We start from the raw sequence: 17,697 nt of genomic DNA, 5'->3' as shown, positions 1-17,697 counted from the left end.
GTCCGTCTCTGCTTTGCCTTGCTCGATGGCAGCTCCGAGACCTTGCCGAGGCCGACCGGGAGTATCGGCGGTCTTCTACATTTTCGCGGCTGAGCGGGGAACACTTCATCCACCTTCGGGTTCGGAAGTTATGCGTCATGCGCCGCCCGCGGCAGCCCGCTCAGCTTCGGCAATGAACGAGGACCCGATTATTCCACTCGCGAAAGCGATCCGAGAGCGCAATGCGGTGCTCTTTGTCGGAGCTGGTGTTTCGATGAGCGTGGGGCTGCCTTCCTGGGAGAAGCTGATTGAACGCATGGCGAGCGAACTCGGCCTGGATGGGGCGAGACCGCGTGATCGCTTCCAAACCCTGGCCGAGTATTACCGGATCAAGCATGGCAGCATCGGGCCGTTGCGCAGTTGGATGGACAGGCACTGGACCGTGACGAGGGAGAAGATTCGGGAGTCCGAACTGCATCGTCTGATCGTCGCGCTGGATTTTCCGGTGATCTACACCACCAACTATGACCGGAACCTCGAAGTCGCCTTTGAGATACACGGCCGCGCATACGTGAAGGTGGCCAATGCTCGGGATGTCTCGAAGGCTCGCCGGGACGTCGCGTGTATCGTGAAATTCCACGGCGACTTCGATGACGATTCCTCGCTGGTCCTTACGGAAACCGACTATCTCGATCGGTTATCCTTCGATTCGCCGCTCGATGTGCGGTTTCGTTCCGATGCGCTGGGCAGCACGGTTCTGTTCGTCGGCTATAGCCTCTCGGACCTGAACATCCGGCTGCTGTTGCATCGGCTTTGGCAGACATGGAACCGTTCGGGCTACGAGGCGGATCGGCCGCCGTCATACATTTTCATGGCGAGCCGAGACCCCGTCGAAGAAGCCGTGCTGGGGCGTTGGGGTATCACCGTGCTCACAGGCGACAACGACGATCCGGAAGTCGGCCTCGTGAGTTTCCTCAGTCGGCTGGCCGAGGTTGTGAACGATCAGGAGATCACGCTGGGCTGAACGCCGTTCAGCACGCGGCAAGAACGAAGAAGTTGCCCAATCCAAAGAGGGTTTGGCCGTTGGTCGACCGTGCCGGCCAATGCAAGGAGTAAGAATGTGCCGCAAGCCGTTAGCCAAAACGTGAATCCGGCTGCCAGCGCGGTCACATTCGACAGTTTTTTCATGGGCGGTTTCGAATGCTCCTCGCACCGGCGAAAGGATGGCGTGCGTCTCGATCTCGTGCGAGCGACTGGCCATGATTCTCACGCAGAACGCGACTATCGCGGCTGCGCGAACCTTGGGCTCAGAACTGTTCGTGACGGGCTACGCTGGCACCTGATCGAGAAGGCGCCGGGCGTGTACGATTGGTCGAGTTGGGCGCCGATGATCGAAGCGGCAAATCTCGCCGGCGTTCAGGTCATCTGGGACGTCTTTCACTACGGAACCCCCGATTATCTTGACCAGGGCGGGAAGGAGCTGATCGAGCGCTATGCCGATTTCGCAGCGGAAGCTGTCCGGTTGCATCGGGCCGTCAGCGGGAAGCCTGCGCTCGTCTGCCCGATCGACGAGATATCGTTCTTCGCCTGGGCAGTCGAAGTGGGCTATTTTCCACCGGCCGGCCCAAGGCGAAGGGGTTGGTTCAAACGCCACCTCGTCAAGGCTGCCGTGCAAGGCATACGAGCCATGCGCCAAGCGGATCCAGAATGCCGGTTCATCTGGGCCGAGCCGCTTATTCACATCGCGCCGCGCGATCGAAGCCGCGCGGAGATCCGGGCGGCTGAAAAAGTCCGACAGGGACAGTTCGAAGCGTACGACATGCTGATGGGGCGCGTCGAGCCGCAGCTTGGCGGCAGCGAAGATCTCATCGATGTCATCGGTCTGAATTTCTATCCGCACAATCAGTGGTACCTGCACGGGCCAACAATCCCGATGGGGCATCACGAATACCGGGCTCTGTCGGAAATGCTCGTCGAGGTCGCCCAGCGCTACCGACAGCCGATGTACATTGCAGAGACAGGTGCGGAGGGATCGGGGGGCCCGGCATGGCTTCACTATGTGTGCGACGAGGTGCGGGAGGCTATGAACCAAGGCGCGCCCGTCGGGGGTATTTGCCTTTATCCGATCACGGCTTACCCGGGATGGGACAATTCACGCCACGCCGAAGTTGGCCTTTTCTCCGTCATCCATGCGGATGGATCGCGTCGCACCCGTCAGCCGATGGCCGATGAACTGGCGAGGCAGCAGAGGCTGTTTGAGAAGCATTCTCGATCCACGCAGCCTTGCATGCCGGAGTAGCAAGCGGCTTTAGCCCGGCACAGCCATTGCCGGCTGCAAGGCGCCTCCAATTGGGACCGTCTTCTGAATGCGGGCGAAAGTAGCCAGAGCCTGACCCACGACCTGGTCCATATTGTAATAGCGGTATGTCGCAAGGCGGCCGACAAACCAGACATCCGGGCGACTGGCGGACAAGGCTTCATATTGCTTGTAGAGCGCTTCGTTTTCCGGCCGGGGCACCGGGTAATACGGATCGCCAATGTCGGTCGGGTATTCATAGGTGAGGCTTGTCCGGGCGTTCTTCTGGCCGGTCAGATGCTTGTACTCGGTGATCCGGGTGAAGTCCTCCGTTTGCGGATAGTTGACCACAGCGACCGGCTGGAACTGTTCGCATTCGACGGTCACGTGCTCGAAACGCAGTGAGCGATACGGCAGGCGGCCAAGTCTCCAGTCGAAGAATTCGTCGACAGGGCCGGTGTAGATCAGCTTGCGGAACGGAATCCGGTCCCGGACCTCACGATAATCGGTCTGCAGCATGATCTTGATATTGGGATGGTTGAGCATGCGCTCGAACATGCGCGTGTACCCGTTCGCGGGCATGTGCTGGAAGCTGTCGCCGAAGTAGCGGTCGTCGCGGTTGGTCCTGGTCGGAACCCGGGCGGTTACCGATTTGCTGAGCTGGGAGGGGTCTACGCCCCATTGCTTCCTGGTGTAGCCGCGGAAGAATTTCTCATAGAGTTCCCGCCCGACAGTGCTGACCACGACGTCCTCGGCCGTGTGGACTTCCTCGATGGTCTCGCGGCGAGACGCGAAGAAGTCTTCCAGTTCCACCGGATCCAAATCGAGACCATAGAGGCGGTTGATCGTATCGAGATTGATGGGGATCGGGAGAAGCATTCCGTCGACCGCCGCCAGCACACGATGTTCATACGGCCGCCATGTCGTGAAGTGTGACAGATAATCCACGATGGACCGCGCATTTGTATGGAATATGTGCGGCCCGTAGCGGTGGATGAGGATGCCTGCTTCGTCGTAGCAGTCATAGGCGTTGCCACCGATGTGATTGCGGCGATCGATGAGGAGAACGCTTTCTCCCCGCTGCGAGGCAATGCGTTCGGCGAGAACGCTGCCGGCGAAGCCGGCGCCGACGATCAGCCAGTCGAACATGGTCAGGCGCTCCTGCGGAACGGGACGACCTTTTTCCGAGCACTGGCGTTCCTGATGTGAGCGGCCATGCCATTCCATGTGCGCTTCCAGGACATGTCCCGGAGATAGGCATCGACCTGCTGAAGCCGCGCCTCGCGCGATTGGGTAAGGACGGATCGCAGCTTGATGTCGACGTCCTCGGCGTCCACTATGTCGACGAGCCCGGCTGCGCCGTAGGTTCGCACAACATCGACGATTGCTGTTGAGACCACCGGCAGGCCAGCGGCGAGGAACTCCGGCGTTTTTGTCGGGCTGATGAAGCGAGTGGCCTCGTTGAGCGCGAACGGCATCCAGCCGGCGTCCCAGTGGCGCAGATAATCTGGAAGGTCGGCATAGGCTTTCCCGCCGAGCCAATGCAGATTGCCCGCTGTCGGCAGGCTGCTCGGGTCGATCTTGACCACCGGACCGAGCATGACGAAATGCACGTCCGGCATCGCCTTGGAGGCCTGGGCCACGAGATCGATGTCGAGGCGCTCGTCGATGACGCCGAAGAAGCCCACCCGTGGATGAGGAATGCCGAATTGATCGGCCGGGTCCTTGCCGGGTGTCCTTGCCTTGTGGAAGTGGCTGACGTCGATGCTGCTCGGAAACGGATAGATGGCACGGTGCTGGCAGCGCTTCGCTTCAAAGAGGCTCAAGCCGCCGGTGAAGACCACGTCGGCGCGCCCGAAGAGGGCTCGCTCCATCATGGCCAGCTCGGTTGGCGCATTCTTGAACGCCGAAAGTTCGTCCATGCAGTCATAGACGCAGACATCGCAATTGATGTGCGCGCTGAAGCGTAGGGCCATGGGCGTGTAGTACCAGGCGGTCAGGTTAGTGTGCGGCGTCGAAGCGATGATCCGGTCGAGATATTTGCGCTGCACGGCATCAGCTCTGGCCGGGCTTGTGCCAATTGGAAGCAGAGGAGTCGCGACCCGAATTGCCGGCGCCACCTCTGAGAAACGCATCGAAGGATGCGAGCGCTCCTCGAAAACAGGTTCCTCGAAATAGATAATCTCATGTTCCTTCGCGGCCAAGGTAAGAATATGTTGTGGACGCTGATAGACAAAATTCCATCGTAAATGAGAGAAGCATACCAGTAAGTCTTGCGTCTTCGTGGTTTTTCTGCGAGTTGGTATTCTTATTGCTGCGTCCATACAAATTTTCCCTAGTGGCAGAACGATGTATATTGCGATTAACATTTGTTAATCGCAGGCAGCGGAGGCGAGATCCACCTTTCCGTCTAACTTTCCGTCGAATAACTTGTTCCAGCCGCGAACCGTTAAAGCGGCGAAGGATCATGCCGCGGTGCTGCTGCCCCTTTGGGAGGTGGAGCCAAGATTCGCACGCAGGTTCTTGGGGACGGTCACTCGGTGGCCGTATTTCGGTAGCATGGGCAGCTAAGCTGTTCGACGGCTCCAACGATTCGCCTGGACCGGAGCCAAACGAGCCTCAAACGGCCGGCAATTGCTGGGGCAAGTGATGAAGATCGAGTTCGAGACGAATGTGTTCCCGCTCTTCCATCCGCAGGCGGTGGATGATCTCAAGGATCCATGCCCCGTCTTTGACGGCAGGCTTTGGCACGTCTTCGGCTCGAGCGGCACGGTAACAACCGAGAGTTGGAAGATACTTCACGCAACCGCGCCGGAGCTGCATGGTCCCTGGACGGAGCACGAGCCCATCGAGCTTCCTGTCACAGGATCGGGCGTTGCCGCGCCCGGTGTTGTCTACGAGCTCGGCGTCTTCCACATGTTCATCCAGACCGAGTTCATGAAGTCCGGCGGCCGCTGTGAGCACGCGGTGTCGAATGATGGCTTCAACTGGGTGGTGCTCAACCCGGCAATCCTGTCGATCCCTGGCACGGACGAAGATGGGATCTATGATCCGCATCCGGCGATCATCGGCGGCAAGCGCTACATCGTCTATTCCGGCATGCCGAAATTCAGTCGTGTGCCGCAACCCGATGTCTACCTGGCGCGCAGCCAGTCGGACTCGTGGTTCGGACCTTGGAAGCGGCTGGGCAGGATCCTCGACCATAGTGAGATCCCACACCACAATACGCGCGATGATCCCGACTACGAGTGGGGGATCGAAGGCGCCCAACTGGTCGAGCTCCCCGATGGCCGCGTGCTTCTGAACGCCACGTGCTTCCTTCCGCGGGGAGCGCGAGGAAGCCGACAACGCGTGTTTTTCGCCATCGCCGCCGAGGTTACCGGACCCTACGTCTCGATAGGTCCGGTTCTTGATCCAGGCGGGCCAGGAGAAAACGGTCACTCCACCGTCATGATCGAGGGCGAACAGCTCACGCTTTTTTACCAGAGCCGTGTCGCGGCGACGAACCATCGCTGGCGATATGGCCTCGCCAGATGCGATATCAGCGTCCTGTCGAAGGTTGCGTGACAGCCCGGGTTCCGACGCGGCGGGGTTCAATTATTTCAAAGCATAGAGATAGGCCGCGATATCACGCGCCTGCTGCTCGGTGACCCTCGTCGATGGCATGGCGGTGTGCGGATTAATCTCTCTGGCGCCACGTATCCAGCGGATCAGGTTCTCCGGATTGTTCGCCAGCACGCCGCCGATAATGACCCGGCCGGCGAGGCTGGCGTCGAGGCGCGGGCCGACCTGACCTTGCGCGCCCGGCACGCCAGGGATCGTATGGCAGCCGGAGCAGCCGTTCGCGGTCATGATCGGAATGGCGCGCGCGCCCACGCCGCCGGTTGCCGCGTCCGACTCGTGCCGGACACGATCACGCCGGTCGGCCCATAAGGCCACGGCGGCGACGGCTACGGCAACTACGATCATGGCGGCGAGGGCGCCGGCGATCAGTCTAGCCAGATCGGAGCGCATGCGTCGCCTCCCTGGTTCCGCTCTTGCTTATCCAGAGGCCGGCGAGCAGCAAAGCGGCTCCGCCATAGATCAGGCCAGCCGGAACCCACATCACCAGACCCGCAAGCTGCTGGTCCTCGATCGGGCTTAAACCCCACAGCGCTGCGCCACCGGCATTTTCCGGATACCATAGTTTGGGCGACAGCAGCAGCAGCACGCCGAGCAGGCCGGTGTGCATCGAGGTGAAGAAGAGATGCATGACAGCGCTGCCATAGGCCTGCTGCCGACCGGAACCGGGCAGAAGCGCCCACCAGAACAGCAAGGCAGTGCCGAGGAAGCTGGCATGCTGGGTATAGTGCAGCACGCCCCGCTGCAGGGCTGCCTCGAACAGGAACGGGATGTGCCAGATCCAGATGGCGATCGCGTGGATGATTGTTGCGTTGAGAGGGCGGCTGGCGAAGGCCCAGACCGCCTGCAGCATCTTGCCATGCGTGAGCCTTCCCGTTCTCTGCCGAAACGCGACCGGTAATGCCCATACCAGTGCCGCGCCGGGGCGGGCTGCAACCAGCAGCGGAGCCGCCAGCGCCATCAGCAGCTCGTGCTCGATCATGTGAGCGGCAAAGACCCGCTCGCCGAGCGCATGGATCGGGCTGACCAGCGCTCCCGTCAGCACGCACCACCCTGCGGCGAACAGCAAGGTTTGTCGTATCCGCTCTGGTCGGCCTCGGCTGCTGCGGCGCCACAGCCGGTTGGCGCCGGTCGCATAGACCAGCGCGAGCGCGGCCAGCGGAAGCGTGATGGGAAGGGCAAGCGTCCACCCGGTCTCGGGCGCGCCGGCGCCGTAGCAGATCGAGGTCGAGAAGAACGCCTCGAAACTCATCGCAGGCACTCGTCGAGGATGAGCGCGGCGCTGGCCTGCATGACGATGACGAGGGCAAACAGCAAAGCCGAAAGCATGCCGAGATCGGCGATGAATCGCTCGGTGCTGCGTGTACGCTCCGGTTTGAAGGCGGCGCCGCCTTGCCGCTTCGCCTGCCACGACACGACGCCGCCGAGGAGCGAAAACACCATGAGCACCAGTGCGAAGGGAAGCACCACCGGGACCTGGCGATTACATTGCCAGGGCACCAGCGCGTAATTCAGCTGCGTAGAGATGGCCCAGGCCAGAGGCCCCGACACAAGACCACCCCAGGACGTTCCCAAACGCAGCGCGCGCATCAGCCTAGCCTCGGGGCCCAGTAGATGAGCAGATAGATCGGGATCCAGGTCAAGACCACGAAATCCCAGTAGAAGACGTTGTCGCCGACGTCGCCGAAACGCCGGCCGCTATAGGCGTGGCGCGTGAACATCAGCACTGTCAGAACGATCGTGTCGCCGACATCGGTGATCAGATGGATGGTGTGCAGGCCGAGCAGCACCCAGAGCATCGAGCCATAAGCGTTGGTGTCCCAATAGATGTTCAGGGCCGGAAACTCGAACCAGCGCACGATGAGCGGCGCGCTGCCGAGCAGCGACATCACCAACATGCCGATCCGCACCGGCCCGATGGCGCATTGCTTGGCGTAGCGGTTGAGGAGGTGGTTCGGCACCAGGCTGACGATGAGAAGCAGCGTCACGATCGTTCCCGGCCAATGGTTGGGCTCCGGGGCGCTCAGACGCCAGTTGGGCCACAAGGTCGCCAGATACAGATAAGCGCCGGCCGCCAGCGCAAAGCCCATTCCTTCCAACGCCATGAAACCGAGCGTACCCCACCAGGTCGGGCTGCGCGGACCAAGCCCGAAGCTTGGCAGGCCCGACAGATCGGCGGCGGGACGCTGCTTCATTCCTCGTCCTCCGGCGTATCTTTCGGCCAGAACCAGCCGATCAGGGTGATCGCGATCGGCGCGGCGCCCCAGACGATCGCCCAGGGCGTGAAGATCGAATACAGAAAGGTGCCGCCGACAGCGATCGCAGCGAACAAGGGCCAGATCGACGGCGTCGCCGATTTCTCGCGGATATCGGGATGCGCTTCCGCCACCGTCGAGATGAGGAGCTCGCGCACATCGACGCGAAGGCCGGTGGCGACGGGAAGGGCCTCGCGTTCGGCCCAGAGCGGCTCGACATTCGTGACGATTGGAATGCGCGCGAAATTATAGCTTGGAGGCGGCGAAGACGTGGCCCATTCCAGCGTGCCGGCATCCCAGGGATTGTCGCCGGCCGGCGCGCCTTTCAAGGCGCCATGCACGAGGTTGAAGGTGAACAGCACGAAGCTCAGGAAGAAGAGCACCGCGCCGCCGGTGATGAACAGGTTGATGTTCCCCCAGCCAAGCTCGGCCGGATAGGTATAGACCCTGCGCGGCATGCCCCACAGGCCGACAAGGTGCATCGGGAAGAAGGCCGCGTTGAAGCCGATGAAGGCCAGCCAGAAATGCCAGCGTCCGAGGCGCTCGCTCATCATGCGGCCGGTGATCTTGGGGAACCAGAAATAGGCGGCACCCAGCAGTGGGAAAACCGAGCCGCCGATCAGCACATAGTGGAAATGCGCGACGACGAAATAGGTGTCGTGCACCTGCAGGTCGAGCGGCACCGAGGCCAGCATGACACCGGTGAGACCGCCGATGACGAAGATGAAGAAGAAACCGAAGACGAAGAGCAACGGCGTACGGATCACCGGTCTGCCGTCCCACAAGGTCGCCAGCCAGCAAAAGATCTGCAGGCCGTTGGGAATGGCGATCAACATGCTGGATGCCGTGAAGAAGCTTGCACCGAGCTTCGGCAATCCCGTCGCGAACATGTGGTGGACCCAGAGACCGAACGACAGGAAGCCGACCGCGATCAACGACAGGACCAGCCCGAGATAGCCGAACGCCGGCCTTCGAGCGAAAGCGGGAATGATCGCGGAGACGATGCCTGTCGCCGGCAGGAAGATGATGTAGACCTCGGGGTGACCGAAGAACCAGAACAGGTGCTGGAACAGCAGGGCGTCGCCGCCCTCCGCTGGATTGAAAATATGCGTTCCGACCAGTCGGTCGAGGATCAGGAAGGTCGAGGTGATCATGACCGCCGGCATGGCGAAGACGACGACGAATGAGGTCACCAGCAACGCCCAGACATAGAGCGGGATCTTGTCCAGCGACATGCCTGCCGCACGCTGCTTCAATACGGTGACAATGGTCGCGACGGCGACCGCCAGCGATGAGACCTCGGTATAGGTGATCATCTGCGCCCACACGTCGGCGCGCTTGCCGGGACCGAATTCGGGACCTGACAGCGGCACATAGGCGAACCAGCCGACATCCGGCGCCATGGAAAGGGCGAAGGACACCCAGGCGAAGAGACCTCCCGAGACATAAATCCAATAACTGAACGCGTTCAGGCGCGGAAAGGCGATGTTGCGGCTGCCGACCATCAGCGGCACCAGATAGATGCCGGTCGCCTGCACGATGGGCACGGCAAACAGGAACATCATGGTGACGCCATGCATGGTGAACAGCTGGTTGTAGAGGTCCGGCCCGATCAGGCCGCGTTGCGGTCCCGAAAGCTGGATGCGCATGGCGACGGCGCTCAGCCCGCCCAGGCACAGAAACCCGAATGCCGTGATCAGATAGCGCCTTGCGACGACCTTGTGATCGACGCTGGACAATGCGCCGATGATGCCGGGCGGCGTCCGCCATGTGCGCGCGAGCCAGCGGTGAAGGCTGGCATCGTCCATGCCGGTGTCGCGCGGCCCATCACGTTCGGGGGCAACGTCGCCCTTGGCAGTCGCCTCACGTTCCGGCGGCAGGTCGCGTTCGCTGGCCAGGTCCGCGCTGCTCATTTCAGGCCCTCGAGATAGGCGACGATCGCGTTGAGCTCGTCGCCATTGAGCTCAACCACCGGCATGTGGGAGCCGGGCTTGATGCCTTGCGGGTCGGCTATCCAGGCGGCGAGATTGCCGCGGCTCATCGTCAAGGTTCCCGCGGCAAGTGTTTGCCGGCTGGCAATATGGGTGAGATCCGGAGCGACCGTTCCGCCCGCGGGCGTGCCGCCGATCTTGTGGCACATCACGCAGGGACGCTTGAGAAACAAGTCCGCGCCCGCCTTCGCCTCGTCGCCCGTCGGGGCCGCGGCCGGCTGCAGCTGGTCGTTCCACCAGGCGTCGAACTTTGCCCGCGGCTCGGCGATGATAAAGGTGCCCATGTTCGCATGCTGCGCGCCGCAGAACTCGGCGCACTGGCCGCGATAGGTTCCGGGCTTGTCCGCCTTGACATCCAGCACGTTCATGTGACCGGGGATGAGGTCGAGCTTGCCGGCCAGACTTGGGATCCAGAAGGAATGGATCACATCGGTCGAGATCAGAAGAAGCCGCACCGGCTCGCCGGCGGGGATGTGGATTTCGTTCGCCGTCGTCAGGATGCGGCTCGGCGTGGCATCCTCATAGCGCACCTCCCACCACCACTGGTGCCCGGTCACCCGAATGGTGAGCGCAGCGTTCGAGCCGATTGCCGCAAGCGTCCTGTTGGCCAAGAAGCTGAGCAGGGTCAGCCCGACCAGCGTCGCTGCGGTCAGCCCGACAGCGATGACCACAACGCGCAATTTGCGATGGTCAGCGCTGGCGTCGAGCATCAGCGGCTCGGTGCGCCTGGGTGGCCGCATCAACAGCGGTGCGGCGAGAGCGATCATCACCAGCACCCACACTACCGAGCAAAGCCCTATGAAGAACCAGATCAGCCATGCCAACTCGCTCGCCGCGGGGCCTTTCGGGTCGAGCGCCGATTGCCAGCCCGCGCATCCCTGGAGAGAAAGGACGCTTGCCGCGGCAAACGCCATCGAGGCGAGGCCTTTCACGGCGACTTCCCCAGCGTGGCGGCATCCGGCATGCGGTTTTCCGACGGATGGGGCATCATGTCGTCATTTCGCTGTGGCGCAGCGGAAGAGGGCGCGTTGCCGCTTAGCGAACGCACGAAGGCCGCCAGTTCCCAGATCTGATCGTCGGGGATCTTGTTGCGGAAGCTCGGCATGCCGTTCGGACGTCCGTCGCGGATGGTGGCGTGAATGCTTTCCATGGAGCTGCCATAGATCCACTTCTGGTCCATCAGCGCCGGGCCCATGCCGCCGCCGCCATTGGCGTGGCATCCCGAACAGTTGAACCAGCCGAACAGGCGCTTGCCCTCGCTGAGATGAAAGGCGTTCGCCTCGAAGCTCGCCGCCTTGTTGTTGCTGGGGGAGGGCCTTTGGCCGCCAGGTTCCAGCGTAGTCACGGGCGTCGGCTGCCCGCCGGAGCCGAGCGAAGATTGCGGGCGCGTGTCCCGCTCCTCGCGCTGGCATGCCGCCAAGGCGAGCGTCACGGACAGCAGCGTCGCGAGACCCAGCCTCATCGCACCGGGCTCCCGGCGATGTCGAGAAGCGGAACGCCATATTGCGTCAGAACCGCGTCGATCTCGGCCTTGTGCCTGGCGAGCGCGCTATTCACATCGCCGCGCAGTCGCTCGTCCTCGCGCCGAACGCCCATCGAGATGTCGTACATCAGTGGCAGTTGCGGTCCATCGATGCGAGGTGTGACCGGCGTGATCCGGAGCGGCACCTTTTGCTTCGTAGCGAAGTAACCGGCGAGCGGGCCCCAGACCACGGCGACGTCGACCTCGCCGCTCGCGACAGCTTCCACAATGCGCGCCGCGGGGTTGGGAGCGGAATAGTCGCCGTAGACCGGGTAGCCGACGAGATGTCCGACAATGCCGCGACGGCCGAGCGCCTGGACCGGCGGCGAATTGGCGCCGTCATCGCCGATGAGCTGAACGCCGATGCGCATGTCGCGCAGCCGTGGATCGTTAAAGGACGTTACGTCCGGTCCATCCTGTCGTGCGACAAAGACGTAGGAGGATCTGTAGTAGGGCGAGGTGGTGCGTAGCATTTCGACATTTGCCGGCGTTCCGAGCACCAGATCGCAAAGCCCCGCTTTCAGCGTGTTGCGAACGAAGCCGCGGCGCTGCGCCCACCAGGTGTAGGTAAGCTTCGCGCCAAGGTCGGCCGCAACGATCTCGGCGATCTTGTTCTCGAAGCCTTCGCCGCTGGCGTCGGAGAACGGCATGTTGTTGGGATCGGCGCAGGCGCGCAGTTCCCGCGCATCCGCCGCGCCGGCCAGAACCAGCCAGACCAACGCGACGAGACCGGCCACGAGGGCCCGCGGGGCGGATCTTTTCGCCAGTGCCGTCGGTTTGAATGCATCAAGGCAGTCGGAACACATAGAGCGTGCCTCCCGCCGTTGTCGTGTTTTTCAAGTCCTTCATCGCGTTGACGAAACCGAGCGCAGCAGTGGCATCGCGCGGGTCGAGATCGCCCGAGACGATGGCGCCGGCCCAGCCGCCGACGCCGGACAGGATCGCGACATATTGGTGTCCGTCGGGGCCGCGATAAGTCACCGGCTGGCCGATGATGCCGGAGGAGGTCTTGAACTGCCAAAGCAGTTCGCCGGTCTTCGCGCTGACGGCCTTGAACCAGCCTTCCATGGTTCCGTAGAAGACGATATCGCCGGCGGTTACGACCGCGCCGCTCCATACCGGGAAGTTTTCCTTGAGACTCCAGGCGGGTCTCTCCGCGGCGATATCCCAGGCGGTGAAGGCGCCGCGATTGCCGCCGGGCCCCGGGATCATGCGCACGTTCATTCCGACATAGGGCGTGCCGGCGATGTAGTTCACCTCGACGCCTTGTTCGTCCATGCACAGATTGTTGTGCGGGATGTAGAGCAGGCCCGTCTTCGGCGAGAAGGCGGAAGGCTGCCAGTCCTTGAGCCCCGAGGCGGTCGGGCAGATGTCGCGGACGACCTTGCCGGTCCCGGTTTTCTTGTCCGGGTTTGCCATCAGCCTGCCCGTCTTGAGATCCACACCCTTGCTGGAGTTGACGGAGCCATAAGGTTTTGCGGACAGGACCTCGCCGGTGGTGCGATCAAGGACGTAGAGATAGCCGTTGCGCTCCGGCCGGACCAGCACCTTGCGCGGCTTGCCCTGCCAGTTCATGTCGAGCAGGATCTGCTCATTGATGCCGTCATAGTCGTGCAGATCGTGCGGCGTCCACTGATAGAACCATTTGGCCGCTCCGGTATCGGGATCGCGGGCAAAAATGCCCGCTGTCCATTTGTTGTCGCCGGGGCGCAGGTCAGGGTTCCAGGGGCCTGGATTGCCGGTGCCGTGGAAGATCAGATTGAGATCGGGATCATAGGAGATCCAGCCCCACATATTGCCGCCCCCGATCTTCCAGGCCTCCGGCGGCCATGTCGTCACACCGAGGTCCCTGCCCTTGTCCATGTCGTAATGCGGCTTGAAATCCGGGCCGATCAGCACCTCCTTGTCGGGACCCGTGCTGTAAGCCGTCCAGACGACATGGCCATCGCCGGCGTCGAGCGCCTTGACCCAGCCGCGTACGCCCATCTCGCCGCCCGAATTGCCGACGAGCACTTTGCCCTTCACCACCAGCGGCGCCATGGTGAGGGTCTCGCCGACATTGATGTTGCCGATATGGGTGTTCCAGATCGGCTGGCCGGAGTTCGCATCGAGCGCGATCGTGTGGCCGTCCAGCGTGTTGAAGAAGATGCGCCCGTCGGTGAAGGCGGCGCCGCGATTGACGACGTCGCAGCACGCCACCCCTTGTGCCGCGGGCTCGGGATTGGGTTCGTATTTCCACTTGATCGGTGCGCCAGGTTTGGAGAGGTCGAGCGCGTAGACGATGTTGGGAAAGGGCGTCACGATATACATCGTGCTGCCGACCACCAGCGGTGCCGCTTCCTGGCCCTTGTTCACGCCGGTCGAGAAGGTGAAGGCGACCTGCAGGTTCTTGACGTTGCCTGCATTGATTTCCGCGAGCTCGCTATAGCGGGTCGAGGCGTAGTTCTTGGCTGGCATCGTCCATTGGCCGTCGTCGGGCGGGGCGGCGGAGGCCGGCGGCGAGATCGCAGGCGTCGAGGGCGACTCCGAGGCGGCCATCAGATCTGGGAGACAGGCCAGCATCATCGCCCCAACAATGCTTAATCCCGCATATTGCCGCGCAGCCCGGGTGAGGCGAGCGCGTCCGGATAGCGCACACCTCGCCGTCAGCTGTCGCGCTGCCTTCATTTCGGGACCGAGCCTCCGACGCTGGCGCCCAGTTCGGCGGCGATGTCGGCCTCGCGCCCGGCGCAAAGCGGATGACCCCAGCCGGATGCGCTTTTGCCGCCTGGGTCGAGGTCATAGATGATGGCGTCCTTGCGGTTGGGATTGACGCCTGCCGGAACCTTGTCGAGGCCGAGCGCTGCGCGGACGCGCCAGGCGACGTTGTGGTCGGCGCAGGAGGAATCGCCGCTGACCCCGAGGCCGCCGACGATCGCCTTGCCGTCGTACAGGGCCAGGCCTCCGCCGAACACCACCACGCCTCCGATCGGTTTGCCGATCAGCGGGTCATTGGGGCTGCCGAATGTCTTGGCGTCGCCGGCGTAAGCCGCCGCCTGATTGACGGGGTTGGTGGCCTGCAGGCCGAACAGCGGCCCGCCTGGTTGCACGCCGGCATAAAGATTGGCGGTCGACAGGGCCATATTCGCGAGGCTGAGCCCGTTGGCCGTGTTGGCCTTCTCCGCCGCGACCAGCCGGCTGCCGGGCCATTGCGCGTCCACGGTAGGGCCGCTGAAGGCGACGGCGCAGACCGTACCGTCACGGGCAACGATCGCGGCCCATTCATTGCTCTCGAAGCCGCCATTTGCCGGCCCGCCACTCGCCTTGACATTGGCCTTCAAGGCCAACAGCAGTTTGTCGTGATCGGCCGGGCAGGGCGCTTGCGCCCAAGCGGGATCGTACGGCAGCACCGCGATGGCCAAGAGCAGGAGGCCAAGAGCGGCCGACGGACACTGGGGGAAATGCATGGCGCTTCGGAACACCTTGTTCAACGCGGACAACAAGGGAAAACAGAAATCTGGCGGCAGAAACTCCGGTCTCGCCGTTCTGCAAGCTGATCCTGCTCTTGCTGCGCGAAACCGAACGGACAACGAGCCCCTTTGTTCCTGCTGCCCAGAAAGGGACTGCAAGAATTGCGTGTGGCAGGTGCATCCATATCGAAGTCCGGCCCAACAGCACCAAGGACCTGGCGGTGCCATCACCGCTCCTGGGAGGCGGCCAGCGCTCCTCGATCGCTGCAGCCGTCAACAGCAGGAGGTACGCGGCTGCTTGGTCTTGCGACATGTGCAGTAGAGGAACCAGCTGTGCCGCCCTGCGTTGGACGGGCAATGGAGCAGCTTCGTTCAGATTTCGCGCCGATCGCACAGCCCGGTTACTGGCTGGCCCTGCTGCTTTTGTTGCTTCCCTATGGGGTCGGCGTGTTCTTCCTCATCAGGACGTGCCACTGCCTGTGACTTGATCCGCTGCCTCGGCGGCGTCGAGCTCGAGGCAAGGCGCGCTCGCGCAAATCCCGGTCTGGATCGCCCAGCTGACGAACACTTTCCTGGCCGCGGCGACCGGCCCGCGGCCATCATATGCCGCGCAGCAAGCGTCGCTGGCCAAACCGTGCAGGCGGCACCGCTTCTCGAACGGCCACTCCTCCAGGAATTCGATGGCGTCCATCGCGCAACGGATTTTCCTCACGCCAAATGGCACGTCATCAACAAGGACAGGTTCAGCGAACACATCAGTGCTCATTGCGCCTGGTTCTGCCGCGCCGTGGTCGTGACCATAGTTGTCGCTTTGCCGAGAAATCAAAGCACGCCCAACGGGCTCCCCGAAGACATTTGGGCCCATGACCTTCCTCCGCTTGATGCGCCAATCGCCGGCAGGCCAAACAGATGCTCAGCAAGGTGTTGGGCATGTGCCGGCGGCGCTGAGGTGAAATATTGGAAGCGCGATTTTCGGCGTCAAGAGCCGCCCCGTGGCGGCCGACCCTGGCTCACCTGGGGTGGGTTGGCAACTCCGCCGATGGGTGACGGGCGGCCGAAGAGACAAGCAGCGGCTGGTGTTTTGCGTTCGGCTCCATGGGCTGACTAGAGCTGCGCGCGGAGCGTGCTGGCCAGCCAATCGGTGAACTTTTCGCGCATGGGACGCGATCTCCATTCGGCAAGGCTGATCTGCCTCGAGCGCTTCAGATCTTCGTTGAACAAGTCGATCTGCGTTCGTGCGAATTCCTTGCCATAGACGTTGAGCGTGGCCTCATCGTTCAAACGCAAAGACCGCTGGTCCAGGTTGGTGGAACCGAAGCTCGCCCAGACGTCGTCCACGATCAGCAGTTTGGGGTGATACATCGTGGGCTGAAACTCGTAGATCCGCACCCCGGCCTCGAGCAATTTGCCCCAGAAATAGCGCGAAGCTTTGCGGACGATCGGAACATCCGTCAGGGAATTGGGAACGATCACATCGACGGCGACGCCTCTTTTTCTGGCGTCCAATATCTGCTGCAGGGCGATGTCGTCCGGGAGGAAATAGGCCATGCCGATGCGCAGGTGGTCTTTGGCCGCGGCTATGGCGGCCAGCATCATCAGCTCCATGTTTTCGGAGCCGTTCGGCTGCGAAGAAAGGATCAGCTGGGCACGGAGCGCACCCGCGGCTTCGGGCGGCAGGTAGAAGTTCTCGCCCTGCAACGTCTCGCCCACTGTTTCCAGCCAGTTCTCGGCGAAGGCCGCCTGGAACCCGGGCACAGCAGGCCCTTCGATCTGGTAGTGCGTGTCGCGCCACTCATTGGGGTTGCGCGCATCTCCCAGCCAGTTGTCCGCGATGCCGACCCCGCCTGTGAAGGCGACCCGCCCGTCCACAATGAGCAGCTTGCGATGCGTCCGGTTGTTGACGCGGTCGAGCGTGTACCAGTGGATCGGCCGATAGCGCTCGAACCGAACGCCAGCACTCGTCATGATTTGGATCAGCTTCTCATCGAAGGGAAGACTGCCAAGCCAATCGACGAGCACGCGCACTTCGACACCCTCTCGGGCTTTCGCAGCCAAAGACGTGGCGAACTCGTAGCCGACCGAGCCCGACCAATAGATGTAGGTTTCCATGTTGATGGTCTTTCGGGCCGAACGGATCGCTTGCAGCATGGCGGGAAAAATCTCGTCGCCGTTGACGAGGGTCTGCACGGCGTTCGCCTCGAACATCTGCCCCTGCGAATAGCTGCTCATGCTCCTTTCGAATTGCGGATCTGCCGCATCGAAACGGTGCGGCACGATCGTGCGGATGACACGGGTCTCGGGGATCAAGTTGATCGCGAGCAGCGTGACCAGACTGGCGACAAGCGCGACGGCCAAATACTTGAGGCTGCTGAGCAGCCTCCGCCGGTTCCGACCAAATCTCACCTTTCACGCGCCCGCTGGAGGCGCCAGGGTGGCCGCCCCATACCAATTCAGACTTTGCCGATCGAAAACGACACACAGTGCTGCGTAGGCCAGCAGCACCAGGAATGCGGCGGGACGGGACGCTAAAGTCCCGATTGATGTGAGGAAACTCGTTATCGGGTGATTTGCCATGCTCAAGAAC

General features: G+C 62.5%; 17 protein-coding genes. 3 read left to right on the top strand and 14 right to left on the bottom strand.

What is annotated here, in order from left to right; all coding sequences use genetic code 11:
* Positions 1-172 precede the first annotated feature (172 nt).
* Together P9254_RS25735 and P9254_RS25730 are read left to right on the top strand one after the other, a co-directional pair.
* Entirely contained in the window at positions 173-1,003 is an 831-nt protein-coding gene (locus P9254_RS25735) for an SIR2 family NAD-dependent protein deacylase (protein WP_278055726.1), read from the top strand.
* 96 nt (positions 1,004-1,099) lie between these two features.
* Positions 1,100-2,278, top strand: coding sequence for a beta-glucosidase (locus P9254_RS25730; protein WP_278055569.1), 1,179 nt, complete (start codon positions 1,100-1,102; stop codon positions 2,276-2,278).
* 9 nt (positions 2,279-2,287) lie between these two features.
* Here the strand turns inward: P9254_RS25730 and glf are convergent, their stop codons facing one another.
* Together glf and P9254_RS25720 are read right to left on the bottom strand one after the other, a co-directional pair.
* Positions 2,288-3,424 (bottom strand): UDP-galactopyranose mutase, encoded by a 1,137-nt coding sequence (glf, locus tag P9254_RS25725; protein WP_066993849.1) that lies wholly within the window; start codon positions 3,422-3,424, stop codon positions 2,288-2,290.
* A 2-nt stretch (positions 3,425-3,426) separates the two neighbouring features.
* The gene (locus P9254_RS25720) at positions 3,427-4,599 is read right to left on the bottom strand and encodes a glycosyltransferase (RefSeq protein WP_067328529.1); all 1,173 of its coding nucleotides are present in this window, start codon (positions 4,597-4,599) and stop codon (positions 3,427-3,429) included.
* A gap of 325 nt (positions 4,600-4,924) precedes the next feature.
* Between P9254_RS25720 and P9254_RS25715 the strand changes: the two genes are divergently transcribed.
* Complete coding sequence (locus P9254_RS25715) at positions 4,925-5,842, top strand: hypothetical protein (RefSeq protein WP_066993843.1); 918 nt, start codon at positions 4,925-4,927, stop codon at positions 5,840-5,842.
* 30 nt (positions 5,843-5,872) lie between these two features.
* Here the strand turns inward: P9254_RS25715 and P9254_RS25710 are convergent, their stop codons facing one another.
* From P9254_RS25710 to P9254_RS25655, 12 genes are all read right to left on the bottom strand, one after another.
* Positions 5,873-6,289 (bottom strand): c-type cytochrome, encoded by a 417-nt coding sequence (locus tag P9254_RS25710; RefSeq protein WP_127323744.1) that lies wholly within the window; start codon positions 6,287-6,289, stop codon positions 5,873-5,875.
* Positions 6,270-7,148 carry a cytochrome c oxidase assembly protein gene (locus P9254_RS25705; RefSeq protein ID WP_278055565.1) on the bottom strand — a complete coding sequence of 293 codons (879 nt, stop codon included), beginning with the start codon at positions 7,146-7,148 and terminating at the stop codon, positions 6,270-6,272. Before P9254_RS25705 ends, P9254_RS25710 begins: the two co-directional genes overlap by 20 nt.
* Positions 7,145-7,486, bottom strand: coding sequence for a hypothetical protein (locus P9254_RS25700; RefSeq protein WP_278055563.1), 342 nt, complete (start codon positions 7,484-7,486; stop codon positions 7,145-7,147). Before P9254_RS25700 ends, P9254_RS25705 begins: the two co-directional genes overlap by 4 nt.
* The gene (locus P9254_RS25695; RefSeq protein ID WP_278055561.1) at positions 7,486-8,091 is read right to left on the bottom strand and encodes a cytochrome c oxidase subunit 3; all 606 of its coding nucleotides are present in this window, start codon (positions 8,089-8,091) and stop codon (positions 7,486-7,488) included. The genes P9254_RS25700 and P9254_RS25695 overlap by 1 nt, the downstream gene beginning before the upstream one ends.
* The gene (ctaD, locus tag P9254_RS25690; protein WP_278055559.1) at positions 8,088-10,064 is read right to left on the bottom strand and encodes a cytochrome c oxidase subunit I; all 1,977 of its coding nucleotides are present in this window, start codon (positions 10,062-10,064) and stop codon (positions 8,088-8,090) included. Before ctaD ends, P9254_RS25695 begins: the two co-directional genes overlap by 4 nt.
* Positions 10,061-11,074, bottom strand: coding sequence for a cytochrome c oxidase subunit II (gene coxB, locus P9254_RS25685; protein WP_278055557.1), 1,014 nt, complete (start codon positions 11,072-11,074; stop codon positions 10,061-10,063). Before coxB ends, ctaD begins: the two co-directional genes overlap by 4 nt.
* Positions 11,071-11,604, bottom strand: coding sequence for a c-type cytochrome (locus P9254_RS25680; protein ID WP_095799423.1), 534 nt, complete (start codon positions 11,602-11,604; stop codon positions 11,071-11,073). Before P9254_RS25680 ends, coxB begins: the two co-directional genes overlap by 4 nt.
* Positions 11,601-12,401 (bottom strand): substrate-binding domain-containing protein, encoded by an 801-nt coding sequence (locus P9254_RS25675; protein ID WP_245322488.1) that lies wholly within the window; start codon positions 12,399-12,401, stop codon positions 11,601-11,603. The genes P9254_RS25680 and P9254_RS25675 overlap by 4 nt, the downstream gene beginning before the upstream one ends.
* 49 nt (positions 12,402-12,450) lie before the next feature.
* On the bottom strand, positions 12,451-14,202 hold the full coding sequence (locus tag P9254_RS25670; RefSeq protein ID WP_278055554.1) for a methanol/ethanol family PQQ-dependent dehydrogenase: 1,752 nt from the start codon (positions 14,200-14,202) through the stop codon (positions 12,451-12,453).
* A gap of 125 nt (positions 14,203-14,327) precedes the next feature.
* The gene (locus tag P9254_RS25665; protein WP_278055552.1) at positions 14,328-15,110 is read right to left on the bottom strand and encodes a heme-binding protein; all 783 of its coding nucleotides are present in this window, start codon (positions 15,108-15,110) and stop codon (positions 14,328-14,330) included.
* Between the two features lie 463 nt (positions 15,111-15,573).
* The gene (locus P9254_RS25660; protein WP_095782978.1) at positions 15,574-15,978 is read right to left on the bottom strand and encodes a DUF982 domain-containing protein; all 405 of its coding nucleotides are present in this window, start codon (positions 15,976-15,978) and stop codon (positions 15,574-15,576) included.
* 239 nt (positions 15,979-16,217) lie between these two features.
* Positions 16,218-17,468 (bottom strand): phospholipase D-like domain-containing protein, encoded by a 1,251-nt coding sequence (locus P9254_RS25655; RefSeq protein WP_278055550.1) that lies wholly within the window; start codon positions 17,466-17,468, stop codon positions 16,218-16,220.
* Between the last annotated feature and the right edge of the window lie 229 nt (positions 17,469-17,697).

The organism is Mesorhizobium sp. WSM4983 (genome assembly GCF_029625765.1).
Classification (GTDB): domain Bacteria; phylum Pseudomonadota; class Alphaproteobacteria; order Rhizobiales; family Rhizobiaceae; genus Mesorhizobium.
The sequence above is the reverse complement of the archived record's forward strand: the minus strand, read 5'-3'. Positions and strand labels throughout refer to the sequence as shown.